At 45.7% G+C, this 20,768-nt stretch carries 16 protein-coding genes; 5 read left to right on the plus strand and 11 right to left on the minus strand.

Translation table 11 applies throughout. The annotated features are described in order from the left end of the window. The first annotated feature begins 70 nt into the window (after positions 1 to 70). From LDX50_RS30985 to LDX50_RS06405, 3 genes are all read left to right on the plus strand, one after another. On the plus strand, positions 71 to 1,147 hold the full coding sequence (locus tag LDX50_RS30985; RefSeq protein WP_225697604.1) for an adenylate/guanylate cyclase domain-containing protein: 1,077 nt from the start codon (positions 71 to 73) through the stop codon (positions 1,145 to 1,147). 78 nt (positions 1,148 to 1,225) lie between these two features. Next, positions 1,226 to 1,981 (plus strand): DUF6090 family protein, encoded by a 756-nt coding sequence (locus LDX50_RS06400; RefSeq protein ID WP_225697605.1) that lies wholly within the window; start codon positions 1,226 to 1,228, stop codon positions 1,979 to 1,981. 34 nt (positions 1,982 to 2,015) lie between these two features. Beyond that, complete coding sequence (locus tag LDX50_RS06405) at positions 2,016 to 3,062, plus strand: hypothetical protein (protein ID WP_225697606.1); 1,047 nt, start codon at positions 2,016 to 2,018, stop codon at positions 3,060 to 3,062. Between the two features lie 403 nt (positions 3,063 to 3,465). Here LDX50_RS06405 and LDX50_RS06410 read toward each other — a convergent pair whose 3' ends face one another. The 8 genes from LDX50_RS06410 to LDX50_RS06445 all read right to left on the minus strand — a co-directional run bounded on the left by LDX50_RS06410 (position 3,466) and on the right by LDX50_RS06445 (position 14,674). Then, on the minus strand, positions 3,466 to 3,735 hold the full coding sequence (locus LDX50_RS06410) for a hypothetical protein (protein ID WP_225697607.1): 270 nt from the start codon (positions 3,733 to 3,735) through the stop codon (positions 3,466 to 3,468). Between the two features lie 285 nt (positions 3,736 to 4,020). Then, positions 4,021 to 6,267, minus strand: coding sequence for a catalase/peroxidase HPI (katG, locus tag LDX50_RS06415; RefSeq protein WP_255647346.1), 2,247 nt, complete (start codon positions 6,265 to 6,267; stop codon positions 4,021 to 4,023). Positions 6,268 to 6,556: 289 nt separating this feature from the next. Continuing rightward, complete coding sequence (locus tag LDX50_RS06420; protein ID WP_225697608.1) at positions 6,557 to 7,297, minus strand: PIG-L deacetylase family protein; 741 nt, start codon at positions 7,295 to 7,297, stop codon at positions 6,557 to 6,559. A gap of 156 nt (positions 7,298 to 7,453) precedes the next feature. Continuing rightward, on the minus strand, positions 7,454 to 7,774 hold the full coding sequence (locus LDX50_RS06425) for a hypothetical protein (RefSeq protein ID WP_225697609.1): 321 nt from the start codon (positions 7,772 to 7,774) through the stop codon (positions 7,454 to 7,456). Positions 7,775 to 7,849: 75 nt separating this feature from the next. Then, positions 7,850 to 9,040, minus strand: coding sequence for a Gfo/Idh/MocA family protein (locus LDX50_RS06430; RefSeq protein ID WP_225698743.1), 1,191 nt, complete (start codon positions 9,038 to 9,040; stop codon positions 7,850 to 7,852). Then, a complete protein-coding gene (locus tag LDX50_RS06435; RefSeq protein ID WP_225697610.1) occupies positions 9,034 to 10,233 on the minus strand; it encodes a nucleoside permease in 1,200 nt (399 codons plus the stop codon). The genes LDX50_RS06430 and LDX50_RS06435 overlap by 7 nt, the downstream gene beginning before the upstream one ends. Positions 10,234 to 10,332: 99 nt before the next feature. Next, the gene (gene fdhF, locus LDX50_RS06440) at positions 10,333 to 13,038 is read right to left on the minus strand and encodes a formate dehydrogenase subunit alpha (RefSeq protein WP_225697611.1); all 2,706 of its coding nucleotides are present in this window, start codon (positions 13,036 to 13,038) and stop codon (positions 10,333 to 10,335) included. Beyond that, positions 13,031 to 14,674: an NADH-ubiquinone oxidoreductase-F iron-sulfur binding region domain-containing protein gene (locus tag LDX50_RS06445; RefSeq protein WP_225697612.1), complete on the minus strand. Its 1,644-nt coding sequence runs from the start codon at positions 14,672 to 14,674 to the stop codon at positions 13,031 to 13,033. Before LDX50_RS06445 ends, fdhF begins: the two co-directional genes overlap by 8 nt. A gap of 192 nt (positions 14,675 to 14,866) precedes the next feature. Here LDX50_RS06445 and LDX50_RS06450 point away from each other — a divergent pair, with 192 nt between their 5' ends. Beyond that, positions 14,867 to 16,036 carry an MFS transporter gene (locus LDX50_RS06450; protein ID WP_225697613.1) on the plus strand — a complete coding sequence of 390 codons (1,170 nt, stop codon included), beginning with the start codon at positions 14,867 to 14,869 and terminating at the stop codon, positions 16,034 to 16,036. Here LDX50_RS06450 and LDX50_RS06455 read toward each other — a convergent pair whose 3' ends face one another. Continuing rightward, entirely contained in the window at positions 16,037 to 17,626 is a 1,590-nt protein-coding gene (locus LDX50_RS06455) for an aryl-sulfate sulfotransferase (RefSeq protein ID WP_225697614.1), read from the minus strand. It lies immediately after the preceding gene. A 209-nt stretch (positions 17,627 to 17,835) separates the two neighbouring features. Between LDX50_RS06455 and LDX50_RS06460 the strand changes: the two genes are divergently transcribed. After that, positions 17,836 to 18,525: a sulfotransferase family protein gene (locus LDX50_RS06460; RefSeq protein WP_225697615.1), complete on the plus strand. Its 690-nt coding sequence runs from the start codon at positions 17,836 to 17,838 to the stop codon at positions 18,523 to 18,525. A gap of 127 nt (positions 18,526 to 18,652) precedes the next feature. On the opposite strand, the gene LDX50_RS06465 is transcribed toward LDX50_RS06460, so the two are convergent. Together LDX50_RS06465 and LDX50_RS06470 are read right to left on the minus strand one after the other, a co-directional pair. Beyond that, positions 18,653 to 19,624, minus strand: a complete 972-nt coding sequence (locus tag LDX50_RS06465) for an XdhC family protein (RefSeq protein ID WP_225697616.1) — start codon at positions 19,622 to 19,624, stop codon at positions 18,653 to 18,655. Then, positions 19,617 to 20,768, minus strand: a complete 1,152-nt coding sequence (locus LDX50_RS06470; protein ID WP_225697617.1) for a vWA domain-containing protein — start codon at positions 20,766 to 20,768, stop codon at positions 19,617 to 19,619. Before LDX50_RS06470 ends, LDX50_RS06465 begins: the two co-directional genes overlap by 8 nt.

Genomic DNA, 20,768 nt, shown 5'->3' on the forward strand with positions numbered 1-20,768 from the left:
AATCACTCTATAGCCACTCACACGTAATTTTATTAAATTGTCTGCATGCCAATTGCTATACATTAACGCTGTGAAGTCTCCAAATAACAGGCTGAAATTTCAGCTCCAACAGGTACTCCTGATCACCCTTTTCTGGATGATCATTTCTGCATTTGAATTCCTGATTCAGTATTCGGTTATTATTTTCCTGGATTTGAATTTCAGCAGCGAGATGGCCGTCCCCTACCTGTTGATAAATATTGTTGTCGGAATGGTTGCCGGACTTATCGGTGGAAGTATTCTCGTCTTTGTCTGGAACCGATGGCTCCGGTCTATCAGCTATGGCCGTGCACTAGTGAGTATTTTTATTACCTTTTCATTGATCTATTTATGTGTTTACCTGATCATTAATGCGATCTCCATTCAATTCAGCATCTTTCCTCCCGCCCCGGATCTGACCGTTACCCGTCATGCCTGGCCCATCCTGATCCAGTATGTGAATTGGCTTGTGATCGGTCTTGGCACATTATTTTTTCTTCAGGTCAATGACAAATACGGGCCCGGGGTACTGAGTAAATTTCTCATGGGCAAATACTTCCATCCCAGGCCGGAAGAACGGATCTTCATGTTCCTTGATCTGAAATCATCAACCACGATTGCTGAAAAACTGGGTAATGAACAGTATTTCCAGTTCCTCAAGGACGCCTTCACTGCCATAACCCCATCCATACTCAAACACAATGGAGAAATTTACCAGTATGTGGGTGACGAAATAGTGGTTAGCTGGAATATGAATCACCCTAAAAGCTTTCAGAGAGCTATACTGTGTTTTTTTGATATATCCGATTCCATATCCGGGGATGAAAATTTCAAAAAACGTTACCAGGTACAGCCGGAATTTAAAGCAGGAATTCATGGCGGGATAGTCATTGCGGGAGAAATGGGAATTATTAAGCGGGAAATTGCCTATTCAGGAGATGTGCTGAATACAACCTCGCGGATCCAGGAAAGTTGCAAGCAGTTTGATGCTCACCTGCTGATTTCCAACTATATTTATGAAAAGGTGAAACATCTGGATTCGGTGCGATTTGAGCAAATTGGAAGTATTCCTCTCCGTGGTAAGAATAAACCGCTTGAGTTATTCAAGGTTGAAGTGCCTGAATACTAAAATACCCTACGCTGAAAATCGGGGGATCGTTTAAATTATAAATTCACATATTTCTTCATTAATATAAGATTAAACTGAATGCCCAAACTATTTCGACGAGTACGACAGCAGATTTTAAATGCAGGTCTAATAAGAAAACCGACTACCCCCACCGGAAAATATATAGTATATGCTGCAGGAGAAATTTTTCTTGTGGTAGTTGGTATTTTAATTGCTCTCCAGATCAACAACTGGAATGAGAACCGCAAATTGCAGAATGAAGAGCTGAAATTATTGTTCGATATTAAATCGAACCTGGAAACCACGCTCATTAACCTCAAAACTGACACAATCAATAATGCGCGTGATGTACGGCATTATGAAAAAATTGAATACTTTGTAAAAAATGACTTGCCCTACGCTGATGAACTCGACACTGCATTTGGAAGATTTACGTTTTGGAATAGTCCGTACATTACCGCTACTGCGTATAATTCACTTCAATCCAAGGGTCTTGATATTATTAAAAATGAGACACTCAAAAACGATATAGTCAATATGTATGAGGTAAGTTCCAAAGTGCTGACCTATGACTATGATGATACGGAATGGACATTGTCACAAACTGTGGTCCTGCCGTTTTTTTCAAAACATATGAGACGCCTGCATGAGGAATCTCTGTTTCTTTCCAGGCCCAACGACTTTGAAGCACTGAAAAAAAATGATGAATTTTTGAATATATTAAGTATGCTCCTGAGACAGAGAAAACGAGGAATTCAATATTACAAGGGGGCGATAATATCCATTGAAAAACTGATTCATGATATTGAAATGGAGTTGAATAAACGTTCATGAGCATTCAAACCCGGAGACACTGTATTATAATTCTATGCGTATATTCAAAATAGTCATAATCGGTCTCCTGCTCCTGCTGGTGCCGGTTCTGTATATCTTTCTTACCACCGGATTTTTCAGAACCATCGAGAATTACTCCGATCTTGCGGTCCAGGAAACGATGTTCCTTCCGGGATCCGAGGATATGGCCATCAGCAGGTCCGACAGCTTCCTGATCATCTCCGCGACTGACCGCAAATTCTATGATCCCACCGATGGCTTTGTGAACGGGTTATACCTGGTCGACCTGAAGCAGTCTGAATGGAAGCCTGTGCTCCTCTCCTCTTCTTTTCAAGGTGAATTTAACCCGCACGGAATATCCATGATACAGACTGGCGAAACCTACCAGATCGTCGCCATTAATCATACTTCGGAATACCATTCGGTAGAAGTCTTCACCTTCGACGGATCAGTACTGTCGCATGAGGAGACCATAACAGATCCTGCCCTGGTAAGTCCGAATGATCTCGTACTCACAGCCCCCGATAAATTCTACATCACCAACGATCATGGCTATACAAAGGGCTTCATGCGGCTCCTGGAAGACTATGGCGGAATTGCCTTCTCCAATGTCCTGTATTATGATGGCGATTCCTTTACAGAAGCGGCAGAAAACATTGCCTATGCCAATGGGATCAATTATGATCAGGACAGAGCTCTCCTGTATGTCGCTTCACCCAGAAGTTTTACGATTAAGGTTTATCATGAAACGTCAGCTGGATCAATCGATTTTATGGGTAACATAAAGTGCGGTACGGGTGCAGATAATATTGAGCTGGATGAATCCGGTGTCCTTTATACGGCCGGACATCCAAACCTGCTGAAGTTTACTTCCTACGCTACAGGAAAATCGGAATATGCTCCTTCCGAAGTCTTAAAAATCACCTATTCCGATAAGGATGACTATAAGCTTGAAAGGCTTTACCTGGATTCAGGCGAGAAGCTGTCCGCGTCATCCGTTGCCTGTAAGTATGGCGAATTCATCTTCGTAGGAACGGTAATGGACGATGAAGTTCTGATTCTTCAAAGCAAAGGTAACTGATTGTATTTTAGATAATTTGATGGAAATCAATGTTGCTCCCGCCATTCATTCTCACTCTGTCATTAAGCGTTGCGGAATTTTAAAATAGAGCATCAATCTCTCTTAGCTTAATGACATTGGAAGGTGGCTAAAGGGGTGTTTCTCCTCGAGGGGAAGGAAACTGCACAGAACAGATCCCCGCCCGACTCCCACAATGTCTTAGGGACATGCGGGAGTACCGCAGGGATGACGATGGAAGTAGTTCCCGCACTCATTCTCATTCTCACTCTGTCATTAAGCGTTGCAGAATTTTAAAATAGAGCATCAACCTCTCTTAGCTTAATGACATTTAGCCCCTATAATGGGGAAAATAAAGGTGTGCACGGACAACCGCAACAACATGGTATTGGAACAGCGCCGATAACTACTGGAATACCTGCAATGTGGGATCTGCCTTCAATGCGACAGGATAAATGACAGCTATAATACTGTCCTTCTTTTTTAATTCGATCTGGCTTAATTCCGCCTGTATAGCATTTTCCGAGGCTCTTTGGGCATTTTGTTCCGCCATCACGGCATTTTGCTCCGCAAGAATTCGCTGTTCTTTTGCTTTGATTCCCTGCATTACGGCGTAAACGAACATCAGTGTATTGGAAAGCACAAGGATAATAATCAGGATATTTCGAATCTTCATATTGTATTATTTATTAGTAATACAATAATTAGAAAAAAGGTAAACTTTGACAAATAATCTATTCAGGATATCCTTCCTTTTGAGCCACAATTTTACATCAGTTTATAGGTGAGAATATGATTATCGGATCTTCAAAAAAATACAATCCACCCCAAACCCCTTATTGTGGGGAAGAACCTGATTCGGGCGGACAGCCCAAAATCTATTTTATGTTTTCTGATACCAAAAAAGAAAGGCGGCCTGAAATCAGACCGCCCCTACTAACTATTCAAAACCTGAATTGAATTATTTCAGATCGAAACGATCGAGGTTCATTACTTTCGTCCATGCTGCAACGAAATCCTTCAGGAATTTCTCCTGGGAATCTCCACAGCCATAAACCTCTGCCAGTGCACGCAGTTCAGAATTCGATCCAAAAATCAGATCCACGCGTGTTCCGGTCCATTTCACATTTCCTGTCTTGCGATCACGTCCTTCAAAAACTTCCTGTGAATCGGATGTGGCTTCCCATTTGGTGCCCATATCCAGTAAATTCACAAAGAAATCATTGGTCAGTGCTTCCGGATGATCGGTAAATACACCGTGCTTCGACTTATCATAGTTGGTGTTCAGTACTCGCATACCACCTACCAATACTGTCATTTCCGGTGGAGTCAACGTCATCAACTGCGACTTGTCGACCAACATCTCTTCTGTAGAAGCCGAGATTCTGGCGTCATTGGCTTTGTAGTTTCTGAATCCATCAGCGGTTGGTTCAAGAACTGCAAATGCTTCTGCATCTGTCTGCTCTTCCAGCGCATCCGCACGTCCCGGAGTGAACGGAACGGAAATGTTATGTCCGGCATTCTTAGCCGCTTTTTCAATTCCCGCACAACCGGCAAGAACGATCAGGTCTGCCAGGGAAACCATTTTATTTCCTGACTGCGCGTCATTGAATGCTCCCTGAATGCCTTCCAGCACATCAAGTACTTTAGACAGTTGAGCAGGATTATTCACTTCCCAGTTTTTCTGAGGTGCGAATCGGATACGTGCACCATTGGCACCGCCACGCTTATCTGATCCACGGAATGTAGATGCTGAAGCCCATGCGGTAGAAACAAGTTCTGAAACGCTTAATCCCGATGCGAGGATCTTGTCTTTCAATCCGGCAATATCCTGATCATTGATCAATTCGTGCGTTACTTCAGGAATCGGATCCTGCCAGATCAAATCCTCCGCAGGTACTTCCGGTCCGAGGTAGCGCGACTTCGGTCCCATGTCACGGTGTGTCAGCTTGAACCACGCACGTGCAAATGCATCAGCGAACTCATCAGGGTTCTCATAGAAACGACGTGAGATCTTTTCGTATTCAGGATCTACGCGAAGCGCAAGGTCTGTAGTAAGCATGAATGGCGCATGGCTCTTATTTGGATCATGCGCATCAGGCACTGTTCCTTCACCAGCACCGTCTTTTGGCTTCCACTGGAAAGCACCAGCCGGGCTTTTGGTCAGTTCCCATTCGAAACCGAACAGGTTCTCGAAATAGTTGTTGCTCCACTTGGTAGGTGTGGTAGTCCAGGCACCTTCCAATCCACTGGTGATGGTGTCACCCGCGTTTCCTGTTCCGAAGTTATTCTTCCAGCCCAGTCCCTGCATTTCAATACCTGCTCCTTCTGGCTCTGCTTCCACATACTTAGAAGGATCAGCAGCGCCGTGTGTTTTTCCAAATGTATGTCCGCCCGCGATCAACGCCACAGTCTCTTCGTCATTCATCGCCATACGGCCGAATGTTTCACGGATGTCTTTTGCAGCAGCCATCGGATCAGGCTTACCGTTAGGTCCTTCAGGGTTCACATAGATCAGACCCATCTGCACTGCTCCAAGCGGATTCTCCAGCTCACGATCTCCTGTGTAACGCTTGTCTCCAAGCCATTCACCTTCTGCTCCCCAATAGATATCCTCTTCAGGCTCCCATACATCGGCTCTTCCGCCACCGAAACCAAACGTCTCAAATCCCATTGATTCCAACGCACAGTTACCGGCGAGGATCATCAGGTCTGCCCATGATAGTTTCCTTCCATATTTTTGCTTGATTGGCCAAAGCAACAGTCGCGCCTTATCCAGGTTTGCATTGTCAGGCCAGCTGTTGAGGGGCGCAAAACGCTGTGTTCCTGCACCTCCGCCACCACGACCGTCGGCAATACGATAGGTTCCTGCACTGTGCCATGCCATCCGGATAAAGAACGGTCCGTAATGCCCGTAATCTGCAGGCCACCAATCCTGAGAATTGGTCATCACTTCGTAAAGATCTTTCTTTACGGCTGCCAGATCGAGCGTTTTAAATTCCGCTTCGTAATCAAAATCCTCTCCCATCGGGTCCGACAGGTTTGAGTGCTGACGGAGGATATGCAGATTTAACTGATTTGGCCACCAGTCACGGTTCGAAGTACCAGTCCCTGCTGTGTACTTCAGCGGTCCGCCCATGAACGGGCATTTGCTTGAATCGTTCACATTGAAGCTAGTGTCACTTGCTGATGTGTGGTTATGTTCCATTTTACTTTATTGATTTAGATTGTTTGAGTTCAAAATTGCGATAATCTTTATTTATAAATATTATCCATGTATCAGATTAACTTATAACTAAGGGTAATGTTCAGACTCATATAATTTACGGAAAATAAGCCCTAATTAAAAGCTAAATGAACATTGAGAATGGTAGCTCCTGAGAATAATTACTGTCACCGCACCGTATGGTTTCAGGAAAATGCAGGGACCCTTATTAGCCTGACAAAAATTGTAATATAGCTGCAATAAATAATGGATTGTAAAATTCCGACAAGACTCAGGCAGGCAAAATGCCTTGCTTGCTTTGCTGAAGTCTGACAAAGGCTTCAGCATATTGATAACCGCCTTCCATTCCCCGGAAGATTTCCATTTTCCCGTGATCCTGATCGTAGGTTTCCCTTATTTTCTGACTTTCATGAACAAAGCAGGCATCCCATTTCCGCTTAATGGTCCCGGAGATATCTACATAATCCGTTGGATTGAAATTCATGGTTTGTGAACCCGTCATCACCTCATAATAATAAAATGCCTGTTTCCTTCCTCCGTACAACCATGCATCATATACCATTAGCGCACAAGCCCGGTGATCCCGGTGTGTATCAACCGGCCATTGGGTAAAAATGATATCCGGTTTTTCAGATGCAATGATGCTGCCGATCTTCTTATTCCATTCATTGGTCACCATGGTATCTCCGTCAACCTGACCGGCAAACAGTGGCTTCGCACCGAGTATTTTACACGCTGCTTCTGCTTCGTGGGTCCGGATGGCAGCCGCTTCTTCATGACCGGTTCCCGGAATACCTGCCTCTCCCCTGGTGAGATATAGAACGGTCACATCATGGCCTGCCTGGGAGTACCGGGCAATGGTTCCGCCACATCCGGTCTCCGGGTCATCAGGATGAGCTCCTGTGACCAGAATTTTCATTTTCTCCGCTGATTTGCGCCATACATCAGCACCAATAGAGCTCGAGGCAATAATGCCCGCAGCGCCAGATTTTAATATTTCACGTCTTTTCATCAACCTGCATTTTAACCCATGTTAATGCTTTCCACGTGAATTCAAAAGAACTTTTTATTTCATTACGATTTGTCCGTAACAGCCCCTATTTTACCCCCATTAAGTGGGGTGGGTTCGGCATCTTTTATTGTTCAATTGGATGTGATCTTCTCCCTTTTACAGGCTTCGCTTTCGGAGGTTGAATGAACCCGTGCCAGCCGGCGGCTTTACCGGTCCGATTTCTGGCATCCCTTCTATCAGCTCACGCACGATACGCTCCGATTCGGCACGCTCACGACGGTTTAATTCAGTTTTGGCAGTAGTTTCCTCATCATAATAGACCAGGGCGATCAGGATGAAATGTGTGATGACCGGCAGAAATGTACTGATCGCAAACCAAAGCCAGAACGAACGGCCATAGGAATACGCAAAGTACCCGGCGACCAGGGGGATCATCAGGTAAAACGCGACAATGGCCAGGACAATATCTACGAGCATCCGGTAAGTTATCTGTTATAAGTGGGAACACGACCGAATCCTACTTTGTTCGCATCCTGAAAAATTTTTCTCACTTCAGACGACACGTTCCTCAATCTTCCCGGTTTCCTTATGTTTGATAATGACCTTTCGGTCTCCATAGTGAGTCTTCTCTTCCTTGATCAAATAATAGTCATCATCATAATCCGTAAGGTGACTGTCCTTGCTGAGACCTGTTAGTCCCCGCCATTCCTTCAGCTCCACCGGTTCCCATTTTTTGGATTTTACCGATTTATAGGCAGCATCCATCACGGCATTCACAATGTAGCCATCATAAAATGTTTCCCTTGGCTGATCTTCATTTTCCATCGCATCAAACATATCCTTGAACATGTGATAGTATCCAAGTTCATTCAGTTCATCCCCTACCGGGAATAACCATCCGCTGTCGCTTTCTGCTTTTTCAGCCACATAGGCACCACTCTTGCCCGATGTGAAGATCTCAAGCCCGGTGCGCATAAAGCCATTACTCCAGATAGTTCCTTCCTCACCCATCACTTCATCCCGCAGATCCAACCCGCCGCGGAAGGTCCAGCTCACCTCAAACTGTCCGATTGCCCCGTTCTCATATTTCACCAGTCCGATCGCATGATCCTCCGCATCAATCGGCTTCACCTGGGTATCAGCCCAGCACATTACCTCTACCGGCAGTATATCCTTTCCAATGAAGGTACGCGCAATTTCTATGCAATGGCATCCAAGATCAAGTATGGCGCCGCCGCCTGCCATCTCTTTGTCCCAGAACCAGTCGCTGTGCGGACCGGGATGGGTCTCCCTGGATTTTGCCCAGAGCACCCTTCCAATGGCGCCATTTCTAACCGCTTCCCAGGATTTGATAAACTTTGGGGTATAAACGAGGTCCTCCAGGTAGCCATTAAAGATTCCGGCCTTTTCTACGGCCTGCATCATGCGGTAGGCTTCTTCGGAATTCCTTCCCAGCGGCTTCGTACAGATAACAGCTTTCTTGTGCTTCACGCAAAGCATCACGGCTTCTTCATGCAGGTGATTCGGAAGCGAAATACAAACCACTTCCACATCCGCCCGGTTGACGGCTTCTTCCATACTGGTTGTATAGAAATCCACTCCATAGTCATCTGCGAATTTCTTTCCTTTTTCTGAAGTTCTTGAATAGACGCTCACCACCTTATCGCGGCTCCTGTTGCCCAGTAGTGCATCTGTGTAAAACCGACCGATGAAACCGGTCCCTAGCATAGCAATATTCATGATTTGACTCTTTTTTCTCTAAATGATACAGCAAACAATAATAAAACGGCAGCAGCGATTCCCGCCGGATACATCCAGATCTGTTGCCAGTCGTGGCCCACTTCAAGATTGAACTTCTCGGTGATCTGGCCTGCCACGATGAATCCAATATACATACCCACGCCGTATGTGGCAAGTGTAATCAGCCCCTGAGCAGAGGACTTGATGTTCTCACCCGCACGCTGCTCGGTATAGATCTGCCCGGTAACAAAAAAGAAATCGTAGCAGATCCCGTGCAGGATAATACCGAGGTAAATGAATGCCATCAGGTCTTCAGCGTTTCCATAACCGAAAAGAATATACCGCAGGGTCCAGGCGCCCATGCCGATCAGCAGCATGACCTTCACGCCGAATTTTCGGAAGAAGAACGGAATTAGCAGCATGAATACGATCTCTGAAACCTGTCCGAACGCCATTTTACCCGCAGCCTGCTCCACACCGATCTCATTCATGAATTTATTGGCTTCCTGGTAGTAGAATGCGAGTGGAATACAGATCAAAATGGAGGCGATGAAGAAAATGAGGTAATTACGGTCTTTCAGTAGTTTCAATGCATCTGTTCCTATGATATCAGCAATGCTCACATCCTTGCCCTTGCTGCCGGGGGGTGTTTCCGGAAGAAAAAAGCTGAAAATGCCGAGTATGGCCGAAGCCACCGCGGCAAGACGGAAGGTATTGACCAGCAGCCCCTGGCTTTCCCAGGTGAACCATCCGATCACAAATCCCGCCAGGATCCATCCGATCGTACCCCAAACCCTGATTCGCGCGAATTCCTTTTCTGGGTCTGCCAGCTGACGAAAGGCTACAGAATTCACCAGTGCCAGTGTTGGCATATACAGGATCATATAGATCAGGATCAGTGGATAGAAACTGCTGAAGTCTTCCTGGAAAGTAATCCAGAATAACAATGCGGCCCCCAGCAGGTGAAGCGCGCCCAGAATACGCTGTGCAGCAAAATACCGGTCCGCTATCAGGCCGATAATGAATGGAGCCAGAATGGCACCCAACGACTGCGTACCATACGCCTGTGCATTCTGTACATCCGAAGCAGCGATGGTCTGACTCAGATATGTACCCATCGTAACGAACCAGGCGCCCCAGATGAAGAATTCAAGAAACATCATGAAGGACAATCGAATCGTTAAGGAGGTTTTCATAGTTGTCATGGTTAAAGGTTACCCTTGATGTTAAGGTATGAAAAAATCTTTGCCTCCGGTGAAAATTTATATCAGCGGGTTATTGACTTCAACCATCGGCTACACCGCGATCACATCCACAGCAACTACCTTATATTCCGGACAGTTCGCAACTTCATCATACACATCCCCTGTGACAGTATTCAGCATGATCTCGGGAAAATGAAATGTTGAACTCACCACACCGGGTTTCACTTCATCTGAAATCCGAACGCGAATTTTAATGGTACCGCGGGCTGATTTAAGCTGTACCGTATCACCATCATGGATGCCCTTTCGGGTAGCATCCCCGGGATTCATCAACAAGACATCTTCAGTAACGATCTCGCGGTTCGGCGTGCGCCGTGTCATCGTGCCGCAATTGTAATGCTCCAGTTCGCGGTTCGTGGTCAGTATTAGCGGGTATGCCACACCGAATTGTTCGATTTCCGGACTTTCAGTATAATCGGTATGCACAAACAATCCCTTGCCTCTTCCAAACGTCTCTGTATGTAAAATTTCAGTATCCTCCCCATTCTCCATTACCGGCCATTGTTTGCCATTTTCTCCAAGCTCTTCCCATTTTACACCCTTGAAGAACGGTACGATCCCCGATATCTCTTTAAGGACTTCCGAAGCCCTGTATGCCGGCTGTTTATAGCCCATTTGGTTCATCATTTCGGCAACAATTTGTCCGTCAGGCTTACTATCATGCAGGGGTTCGATAACCGCATTTACCCGTTGAATCCTTCGCTCGCCGTTGGTGAATGTCCCGCTTTTTTCAAAAAAAGATGATCCCGGCAATATGACGGTTGCCAGCTTCGCAGTTTCCGACATGAATATTTCCTGCATTACCAGAAGATCCAGGTTCTGCAGCGCCTTTCGTACTTTTTCAGTATTCGGTTCGGTCTGCACCACATCTTCTCCCATGATCCAAAGGGCCTTGAGCTCGCCTTCCTGAGCCGCCTCGATCATTTCAGGAATTGTGTATCCTACTTCATGTGGCAGCGATACGCCATAGTGCTGCTCATACTTTTTGCGGTTTTCAGGCACTGTGACATCCAAATAGCCGGCACCCTGATTAGGCTGAACACCCATATCAGCGGAGCCTTGTACATTATTCTGACCGCGTAAAGGATTAACCCCTACCCCAGAACGGCCGATATTTCCGGTAATCATGGCCAGGTCCGCCACCAGTGTGACACCATATGTACCCTGGTGATGCTCTGTAACACCCAGTCCGTGGAACGACATGGCATTTTTAGCTTTTGCATATGTGATAGCTGCCAGTTTTGCCATTTCCCGGTCTACACCCGTGATCTCTTCCGCCTCGTCGATATCCAGATTCAATATTTCTTCCCTGAATTCTTCGAATCCTTCCGTCCGTGAATCAACGAAATCATGATCAATATACCCTTCCGAAATGATGTAATAGAGCATCATATTAAGCAATGCCACATTGGTTCCGGGCCTTAGCTGGAGATGAATATCGGCGTATTTTGCCAGGGTTGTTTTCCTCGGATCAATAACGATCAGCGTTTTACCCTTCATCGCTGCCTGCTTGATCCTGGCGCCGGTTACCGGGTGTGCTTCTGTTGGGTTCGCACCAATCACCAATATGCAATCTGTATCATCAAGGTCCTTAATCGAGTTTGTCGCTGCTCCCGTCCCAAAGGTGCGTTGCATACCCGCGGCTGTAGGTGCATGACAAATACGTGCACATCCATCTATATTATTAGTTCCAATAACAGCACGTATAAACTTCTGCATCAGGTAGTTCTCTTCATTTGTGCAGCGTGAGGATGAGATTCCGGCAATATGATCAGGCCCGTATTCCGACTTGATCTTTTCCAGTCGCTGCGCGATGAAATCATAGGCCTCATCCCAGCTCACCTCTTTGAATTCACCGTTTTCACGAACCATCGGGGAACGGAGACGATCCGGATGATTGTGAAATCCGAAGGCATACCGTCCTTTGAGGCACAAGTGGCCTTTGTTCACTTCTGCATCGGCAGGCGCCCGTACTTTTGTAATCTTTCCGCCCTGGGTGATCACTTCCAGGTTGCAACCTACACCACAATAGGTGCAAACTGTTCTGGTGATTTTCTCATCAGGCGTGCGAATATTGGATTGGAATATATCCGTAATGGCACCGGTCGGACACGTCTGAACACAAGCACCGCAGGACACACAATCAGAATCATTGAATGATTCGCAGGTCCCTTTGATGATATGGCTGTCATAACCCCTGCCGAACATGCTCAATACAAATTCTCCCTGGATCTCGTCGCAGGCTGCCACACACCGGTGACAATTGATACATTTATTGAGGTCGGAAACCATGTAGGGATGACTCCGGTCTGCTTTGAATGCCTCCCGGGTAGCACCTTTATAACCTGATTCACTGACATTCATTGACTTCACCAGCCTTGAAAACTCCGTTTCCTGGTCGTCAGTTACTGTATCCATCGGATAATCGCCGGCCACAAGTCCCAGGATGTTTTTTCGCATACGATGCATTCGATCGGTATGGGGATAAACATGTAATCCGTCTTGAACGGGCGTATGACAGGAGGCAACCACTTTTCTCTCCTCATCGGGTCCCCTGCTGATCTCTACAGTGCAGAGCCGGCAGGCACCAATCGGATTCAGATTTGGATCATAACACAGTGTTGGGATGGAATTTTCCCCCAGGTGTCTTTCAAGGAAAGTGATGAGCATTTCTCCATTCTCGAATGGGAACTGCTTGTCATCTATGAAGGCGATATTTTTTTCCGATTTAATCATTTTTGAAATATGCTTCAATTTCGGAATGGAAATGCCGCAGGATATTCCTGATGGGAGTGGTCAAACCGCTACCCAATCCACATAATGAGCCATACTGAAGTGCTTCCAGTAAATCGCGGAATTCAGTTGAATTGATGCGGGATCCAATGAGGGAAGCTTTAAGGAGTTCAAAACCTCGTTTTGATCCCAAACGGCAGGGAAAGCATTTTCCGCAGGATTCATGGGCAACAAACTCAAACAGATGAATCATATAGTCGATCATCGGAAAAGATTCAGGAATTGCCAGAATACTCGCGTGACCCAGTTCGAAACCCGCCTCCCGGAAAGACTCAAAATCCAGTGTAAGCGAATCAATCATGTTCACGGGCACCACTCCTCCCAACGGTCCGCCGATATGTAAGGCCTTAACAGGCGACCGAAATCCCTGTCCGAGGGTATAGACAACATGCGACAAACTTGTACCCATCAATACTTCATAGACACCGGGCCGGTTGAAGTGACTGTCCAGCGAAACCAGTTTGGTGCCTTTCGATTTAGCCGTTCCCAGCCGGCTGAAAGCCTCACCGCCATGTTCTGCAATGTAGGGCAGATTCGCGAAGGTCTCTACATTATTTACAAGTGTGGGTTTTCCAAATAGTCCTTTTTCTACCGGATATGGCGGACGTACGCGTACTTCCGGACGCTGACCCTCGATAGATGATAACAACGCTGTTTCTTCACCGACTACATAGGAGCCTGCACCTTTAACGATCTCAAATGTGAAAGTGAAGTTGGTATGGTCAGGTTTCAACTGATTCCATTGTGCTGCAGCATCCTGCATGATTCGGAGGCTTTCTGGATATTCAGCACGAACATAAATTATTCCGCTTTGTGCACCTGTAATATATCCCGTCAAGAACATACCAAAGAGCACCTGGTGCGGACGGTGTTCCATGAGATACCGGTCGGAGTAGGATCCGGGATCCCCTTCATCAGCATTGCAAACGATATACTTCACCTTGGAATCAGACTGCAACAACGCGTTAATCTTTACCGACATGGGAAATCCGCCGCCCCCTCTTCCACGTAATTCACTCAACTTTATTTCATGAAGTAAATTTTCTTCATGATCATTTAATATGCTATTTATCAATGGTTTAAAGTCTTCCATATTACTCATCCAGGGCATGAGTACGGAATCCCCGAGATCAGATTCGACATGATACGTATCATATCCGTCGGTTAACTCATCTTTTAATATTCCCCGAACATCTTCGGTGGTACAACCTGAATAGTTTATGCCGTTGTAATGCATGGCGCTGTTTTCATGGCATCTGCCCAGGCAACACATTTCACCGATCTCAGCTGCTCCGACAAGTTGTTCGATGTTCTGTCGCAGCGCTGGTTGTGTTCCGGCAAGCATACAGGCGCTTCCGCTGCATACATATACTTTTTTGCCCTTGTTCGCAGGCTTGAGGAAATCATAAAATGAAGATGAGCCAAGAACATTTGCCGGTCCGACATTGAAATCAGCGGCTATCGTTCCGGCCTGTTCCGGGCTAACTTCTCCTGAATCGGCAGATGCCCTGTGCTGCGCATTCAATAATCCATTTGACAGCGGTTTTCTTGAAAGCAGATGACTTAAGTTGCCCGACATAGGATTGGTGTTTGGATAAAAAGATAATCAGAATTCAAAGTTGGATAGCTGATGCAAGTCAAAGATGGCAGCGATTTTAGTCAGCAATAGACTATTGACTGCCAGAATATTTGGCTGATGATTGCTTCAGACTGCTTTAGGAGCTCTGAGAAATATTTACTAACTAGGGAATTCTCCGATGATATATTTCCCATGACCGAACAACCCAAAGCCCTGAAGCTTACAGTTTTACTCGTTAGCAGCCTTACCATTATGTCGATGGTTACCATTTCGCCAGCCCTTCCACAGATGTCGGAAGCCTTTAAGGATATCCCGAATGCGGAATTCCTCGTAAAGATGGTACTTACCCTTCCGGCATTGTTCATTGCTACGATTTCACCCATTGCCGGACAATTAATCGATCGGTACGGAAGGCTGAAACTTCTTTATGTTTCCATGGTATTGTATGCCGTGGCCGGGGTTTCAGGATTCTTCCTGGATGATCTGTATGTTTTACTGGCGACCCGTGCTTTGCTTGGTGTGGCTGTAGGTGTATCCATGACAGTGGTGAATACACTGGTGGCTGATTATTTCGAAGGACCTGCCCGGCAGAAATTTGTGGGTATTCAGGTAGCGTTCATGTCATTGGGAGGTATCCTTTTTATCGGTCTTGGAGGAGTTTTGGCAGATATTAACTGGCGGTATCCTTTTCTTCTCTATTTGTTCTCGCTGGTCGTTCTGCCACTGGCCCTGAAATACCTTTATGAACCTGAACGTGCTCCGAGACCTGTGCCGGGCGAAGTTCGCAAGAAATCACCGGGTATCATCTGGCTGCTGTTTGTCAATGTGATGGTAATGTGGATTCTGTTCTTCATGATACCGGTCCAGGTACCTTTTCAGATGGTTGAGATTGGCATAGATAGCAATTCAATGGTGGGTGCCGCCATTGCATTAAGTACGCTGTTTTCTGCCGTTTCCTCATTTTCGTATTCACGGATGAAAGATAAATTTAGTTTCTACTCCATATTTGCCGCAGGATACCTGCTCATGGCTGCGGCTTTTGTCATCGTCGCAATGGCCGAGTCCTATCTGATGGTCACACTGGCCATGATGCTGGCGGGTCTTGGAATGGGAATGATGATCCCCAATACAAATATCTGGGTGATGCGGATTGCACCGGTAGAAATAAGAGGGAGAGAGATCGGCAGATTAACCACGTTCTGGTTCCTTGGCCAATTTCTCTCCCCCATCCTGCTGTTACCTGTTTCCAGGAGTTATTCCATTTCAAATACCTTTTATTTTGCTGCCATCGCTCTGCTGGTCATATCTGTCTTTTTCCTTTTGATGCAGATATCATCCTCCCGAAAGCCCGCGGTACAGTGATCAGCCCTCTTTTTCCTTCTCTTCTTTCGGAGGCTTTGGCATAACAAATGTCTCCGGCTGCGGATCCAGCGGCTTGAGCTCCCTGCCTTGCAGGCCCGGATCATCGGCCGATATAAATGTCGATCTGAATGTACTGTGCGTCATCGGCATGGGGTTAACAGGGTCGCCGTTGCTCTTTGTTATTTTCCCACGATACGGGCTCAGATATTCCCACAGCAGGTCACCCTGCGCTGTGACTTCCATGAATCGGGCACGCGGACCTTCATTGATGAATGTGTTGCCATTGGGCATTCTGTGAGCTCCGGAGATAAATCCGCCGAAGAATGAAACTGTGTCCGGAGCGACATATACCCAGGAAGGCTGTGCCGGACCGAACCTTCCATTTTCTCCGAGCACATAATTACCCTGATTATCAACAGGCGGTGTGATTTCATAAATAGCCGAATAGTGAAGACTGTCTTTTCGGTTTGAAGGAATATCATTATTGTACACAGTGATGTTGCCATCACCGGGATATCCTTTTTCAACCCACCTTACATCATGCTGATGATAAAGGCGTCTGTCGGTTGAGTCACCCCGCTGATAATTCTCCGGATTACCCCAGCGATAAAGGAAATCGCCGCCTTTCCCCATTTTACCGCCCGTATGTCCTGCGGCTTCCTCAGTGGTCGTACTGTGGTCAATGATAAATACTTCCGAAAGATTTGGAGAACTGAAAATGATCTGGTCAAGTTCCGCGTTATAATTAATCGCATTGAAATGATATACGTCTGAGCCATCATTTTCAACAGTGGTATTTCTTCGCACCCTTTCCATTTTACGAAGTACTTTCAGACTATCCGCCGTAATCACATTGGGTTCTTCGCCGCTTGCATTGATGTCCAGAAGTTCCGGGTGTTCGGCAGGATTACCATAGTTTTTCTTCGAAGGATCATAATCCTGGATCATATGATCCCACACATGCCATTCCCATACAATTTCCCCGTGTGTCCGGTCGGTAGGCTTGATCTCAATGATCTTATCCGGCCATAATCCTGCTTCAGGGGTAAACTCCGGTTTCCTTCCGGCTGCTATTGCTTCTTCGGCGGTTTTGGCGGTCCATGCAATGGCTAAGACATTCCCATTGGGCATGACTGCTATATCATGATGATGAAGATATTCTTCAGTAGCATATTCAAAATCCCACAGCATTTCACCATCCCAGGAGATCTTTTGTATACGTCCCATCTCTCCGCCTCCGGCGAATACCGGGAAATCGGGATCACTGGCATTGGTCATGATGGAGCCATCTGGCAATAAATACGGACTCAATACAAAATAATTGCCCTTCCACTCGTGGACAACCTGTCCGTCCCTGTTCACCAGGTAAACGGACGGAGAATTCGCTACTGCGAACATTGCATAGCCGTCCGTGAGGTTTTCCTTTTTAGTGATCAGTCCGCGTGGAATAAAATGACCAAACATGTTTTGATCATATTTGGTCGTGTCGCTCTCTTCACCGGAACTCACCGGTTCGGTGGTGGCATTGTTACATTGCATCAGGAGAATTGCCAGGAATGCACAGGTAACACTGGTTAGAAATTTTTTCATGAAGTTGGTTGGTAGTTAGGTTAGTTCAGAGGATTAATCGGTACATGAATAATTAAAAGATATTAATTGATTAATGATTCGATATAGTCCTGGTTCAAAATAATATACTAAAAAATATAGATTTTAGAATAAAAAATATTATTATCAGGGTATATATGGCGTTTATGCCAAATATTATTATATCAACCCTAACCAACCAAACCCTAACTATGTCAATCAAAATTATTGGTGCCGGCTTTCCCCGCACCGGAACCTCTTCGCTGAAAATTGCCCTGGAAAAGCTCGGATATGAGAAGTGCTACCACATGAAAGAACTGCTGGTAGCGCCGGAAAATCTGCATTACTGGCTTGACCTTGAAAGCAAACGAACAACGGATTATGATGGATTATTTAATGGGTATGACTCAACCGTTGATTTTCCCGGTTACCCGTTTTACAAGGAATTTATGGCGAAATATCCGGATGCCAAGGTAATTCTTACCGTTCGTCCATTTGAAAAATGGTATCAGAGTGTAAATGCCACTGTTCGTAACGCCGGACCTCAAACCATTGGCGAAAAACTGGGTATGCTAAGCAAATTACCATTCAGTGCCCGTTTGAGAGGAGTGAAAAATTCTATCGGATTTTTCAAGCGCATGTTTTTTCAAAAAGAATTCAATGGTCGTTTTGATGATAAGCAGTATGCCGAAGAGGTATTTAACCGGCACATTGAAGATGTGAAAAAAAATGTTCCTGCAGATAAGTTGTTGATTTATGAAATAACCGAAGGGTATGGACCCTTATGTGAATTTCTTGACAAGCCAATGATCGATGAACCTATTCCTCACGCAAATAAAAAAGAGAACTTCAAGGAAATGGTACAGAAGCTCATGAAAGGTGAAATGGTTCATGAGGAATAAACCGTGATAACTAATTCAATAACTCGGGAAATGTAAATCCCCTTTCGGAAACCGCCTGAATTCGTTCAATGACGTTGATCACAGGAGAACAGGCAGACAACAATAAAGAAATCCGGTTACGCCTTATTTATACCATATAGGCAGCCGGATTTTTTTCAAAGGATTCTTTGCAGCCGTCACAGCAGAAATAAACCTTCTCCCCTTCATATTCGAGCACATATTTAGCCGTACTTTTCTGAACCGGAATTTTACAGACAGGATTAATGTAAAGGTCTTCGGTTAATTCCATTTCATCCAGATTGGAAGTACTTTCGCCTGCCCCGGCATACTTATGCTGAATAATTTGAGCTAAAATGGAAATCGCCACTTCCTCGGGGGTTTTGGCATTAATGTCCAGGCCTGCAGGTGTTTGAATTTTCACGAGCTGATCATGTGATATGCCGGACCGCTTCAGTCCCATAAAAATTGAATTGGCCTTTTTACGGCTTGAAACGAATGCCAGGTATTTTGGATTAGCATGGATGGCAGTTTCCAAATGCCGCGCGTCATCCTCACCCTGGGTGCAAACCACCGCATAGGCCTGGATGGCTGGCATATTCGCTGAAAGAAAATCTTCAAGCGACATAATGTTCTGTGCCATTGGAAACATTTCCTTTTCTGCCACATCAGAAACAACAGATACGCTAAATCCAGCAGCACTGCCTATCTCCGACAGCGCCTTGGCAATATGTGATCTTCCAAAAATGATGATTTCAGTTACGGTCATAATGGGTTCAATATAAACTTCAACAGCCCCGCCGCTCATGCAGGTCATTCCATAATTTTTTACACCGCTTTGTTCCGGTGTTTGCATGCCATTTTGAATTCGCACCAGTCTCGGAGTTTGTTCACGAATGGCTTCTACGGCTTCCTTGATTACAATACCTTTAGTACATCCGCCGCCAATCCAGCCATGTACCTGACCGTCTGCCGTAATGAGCGCCTTATCTCCAGGCTTTCCTGAAGTAGGTGCCTCTCTTCGCACAACCTGAGCAATGGCTGCAGCTTTCTGCTGCTTTTGGGCCAGCTCAATTTCCTTTAATAACGTTTGCTTAAACATTTGACAGTATATTTTCGAGTTCCTGTAGACTTTCCAGATTGTGGGCAGATGAAAACACATCCAGCTCCGACAGCGCGGCATTCATTCCGCCTGCCAGGGGTTCATATCCCTCGTGCCCTTTAAGGGGATTCAGCCAGACCAGTTTTGTTGTACGCATTTTAATTTTCCGTAGTTCACCTTTCAATAGTTCCGGATTCCCGTCATCCAGCCCGTCACTTAAAACAATTGTAACGCTTTTTCCATTCAATATACGCTTACTATATCGTTCGTTGAATGCTTCAAGGCACGCCCCGATTTTTGTGCCGCCAGACCAGTTATTCGCGTGCTGACTCATCTCCCACAGCGTTTCTTCCAATTCATGCTCATGCAGATAATCAGTAATCCGCACTAAGCGTGTGCTGAAAACAAATGCCTCGATATGCTTTAGCCTGGATTTTAAAGACCAGATGAAACGGAGCAGAAAAAACGAATATTTATCCATACTTCCACTTACATCCATCAAAAGGATGATGCGGAACTTTTCTTCCTTTCTGTTTCTTCTTGCAAGGCGCAATAAAACATCGCCGTTCGACATGTTTTCACGGATGGTCCGGCGCATGTCTATTTTTCCCTTTTTGCGCGCTTCCATCTTTCGTTTAAGCCGATGGTTCAGCTGGCGCATGAGCTGTGATATGATTTCGTCCAGAATGGGTGCGTCTACAGATGAAATGAGACGAAAATCAGTCTGCTTAATGGTGTCTATTTTACTGGCGCCACTAACACTTTTGGCATCTTCCTCATCCTCTTTTTTCTTATCCGAGCCATTCGGATTGAATCCTGCCATGACAAGGGAGGCGTTGGTTTTTTTTACAACATTGGACTGACTTTTATTTGTGACCTTGTGGGCGTATTCATGCTTGCCCTTTCGCCAGAAGATTTTAAAGCACCTGTCGAATATGGGGTAATCTTCCTGCTTTGAGCAAAATAATGCCTTGAGACTGTAATAAAGCGTATCAGTATCTGCGATGAACCCGTTGTGAGCAGCCTCCAATGCTTCATGACCATGGTTAAGGCCTACATGTAAACCACTTTCCCTGCAAAGCTTGCAGAAACCGACAACGGCCTGATCGATCGTGTCAAAATTAGAATAGTGATTTACAGCCAT

This window comes from Fulvivirga sedimenti (assembly GCF_020328055.1).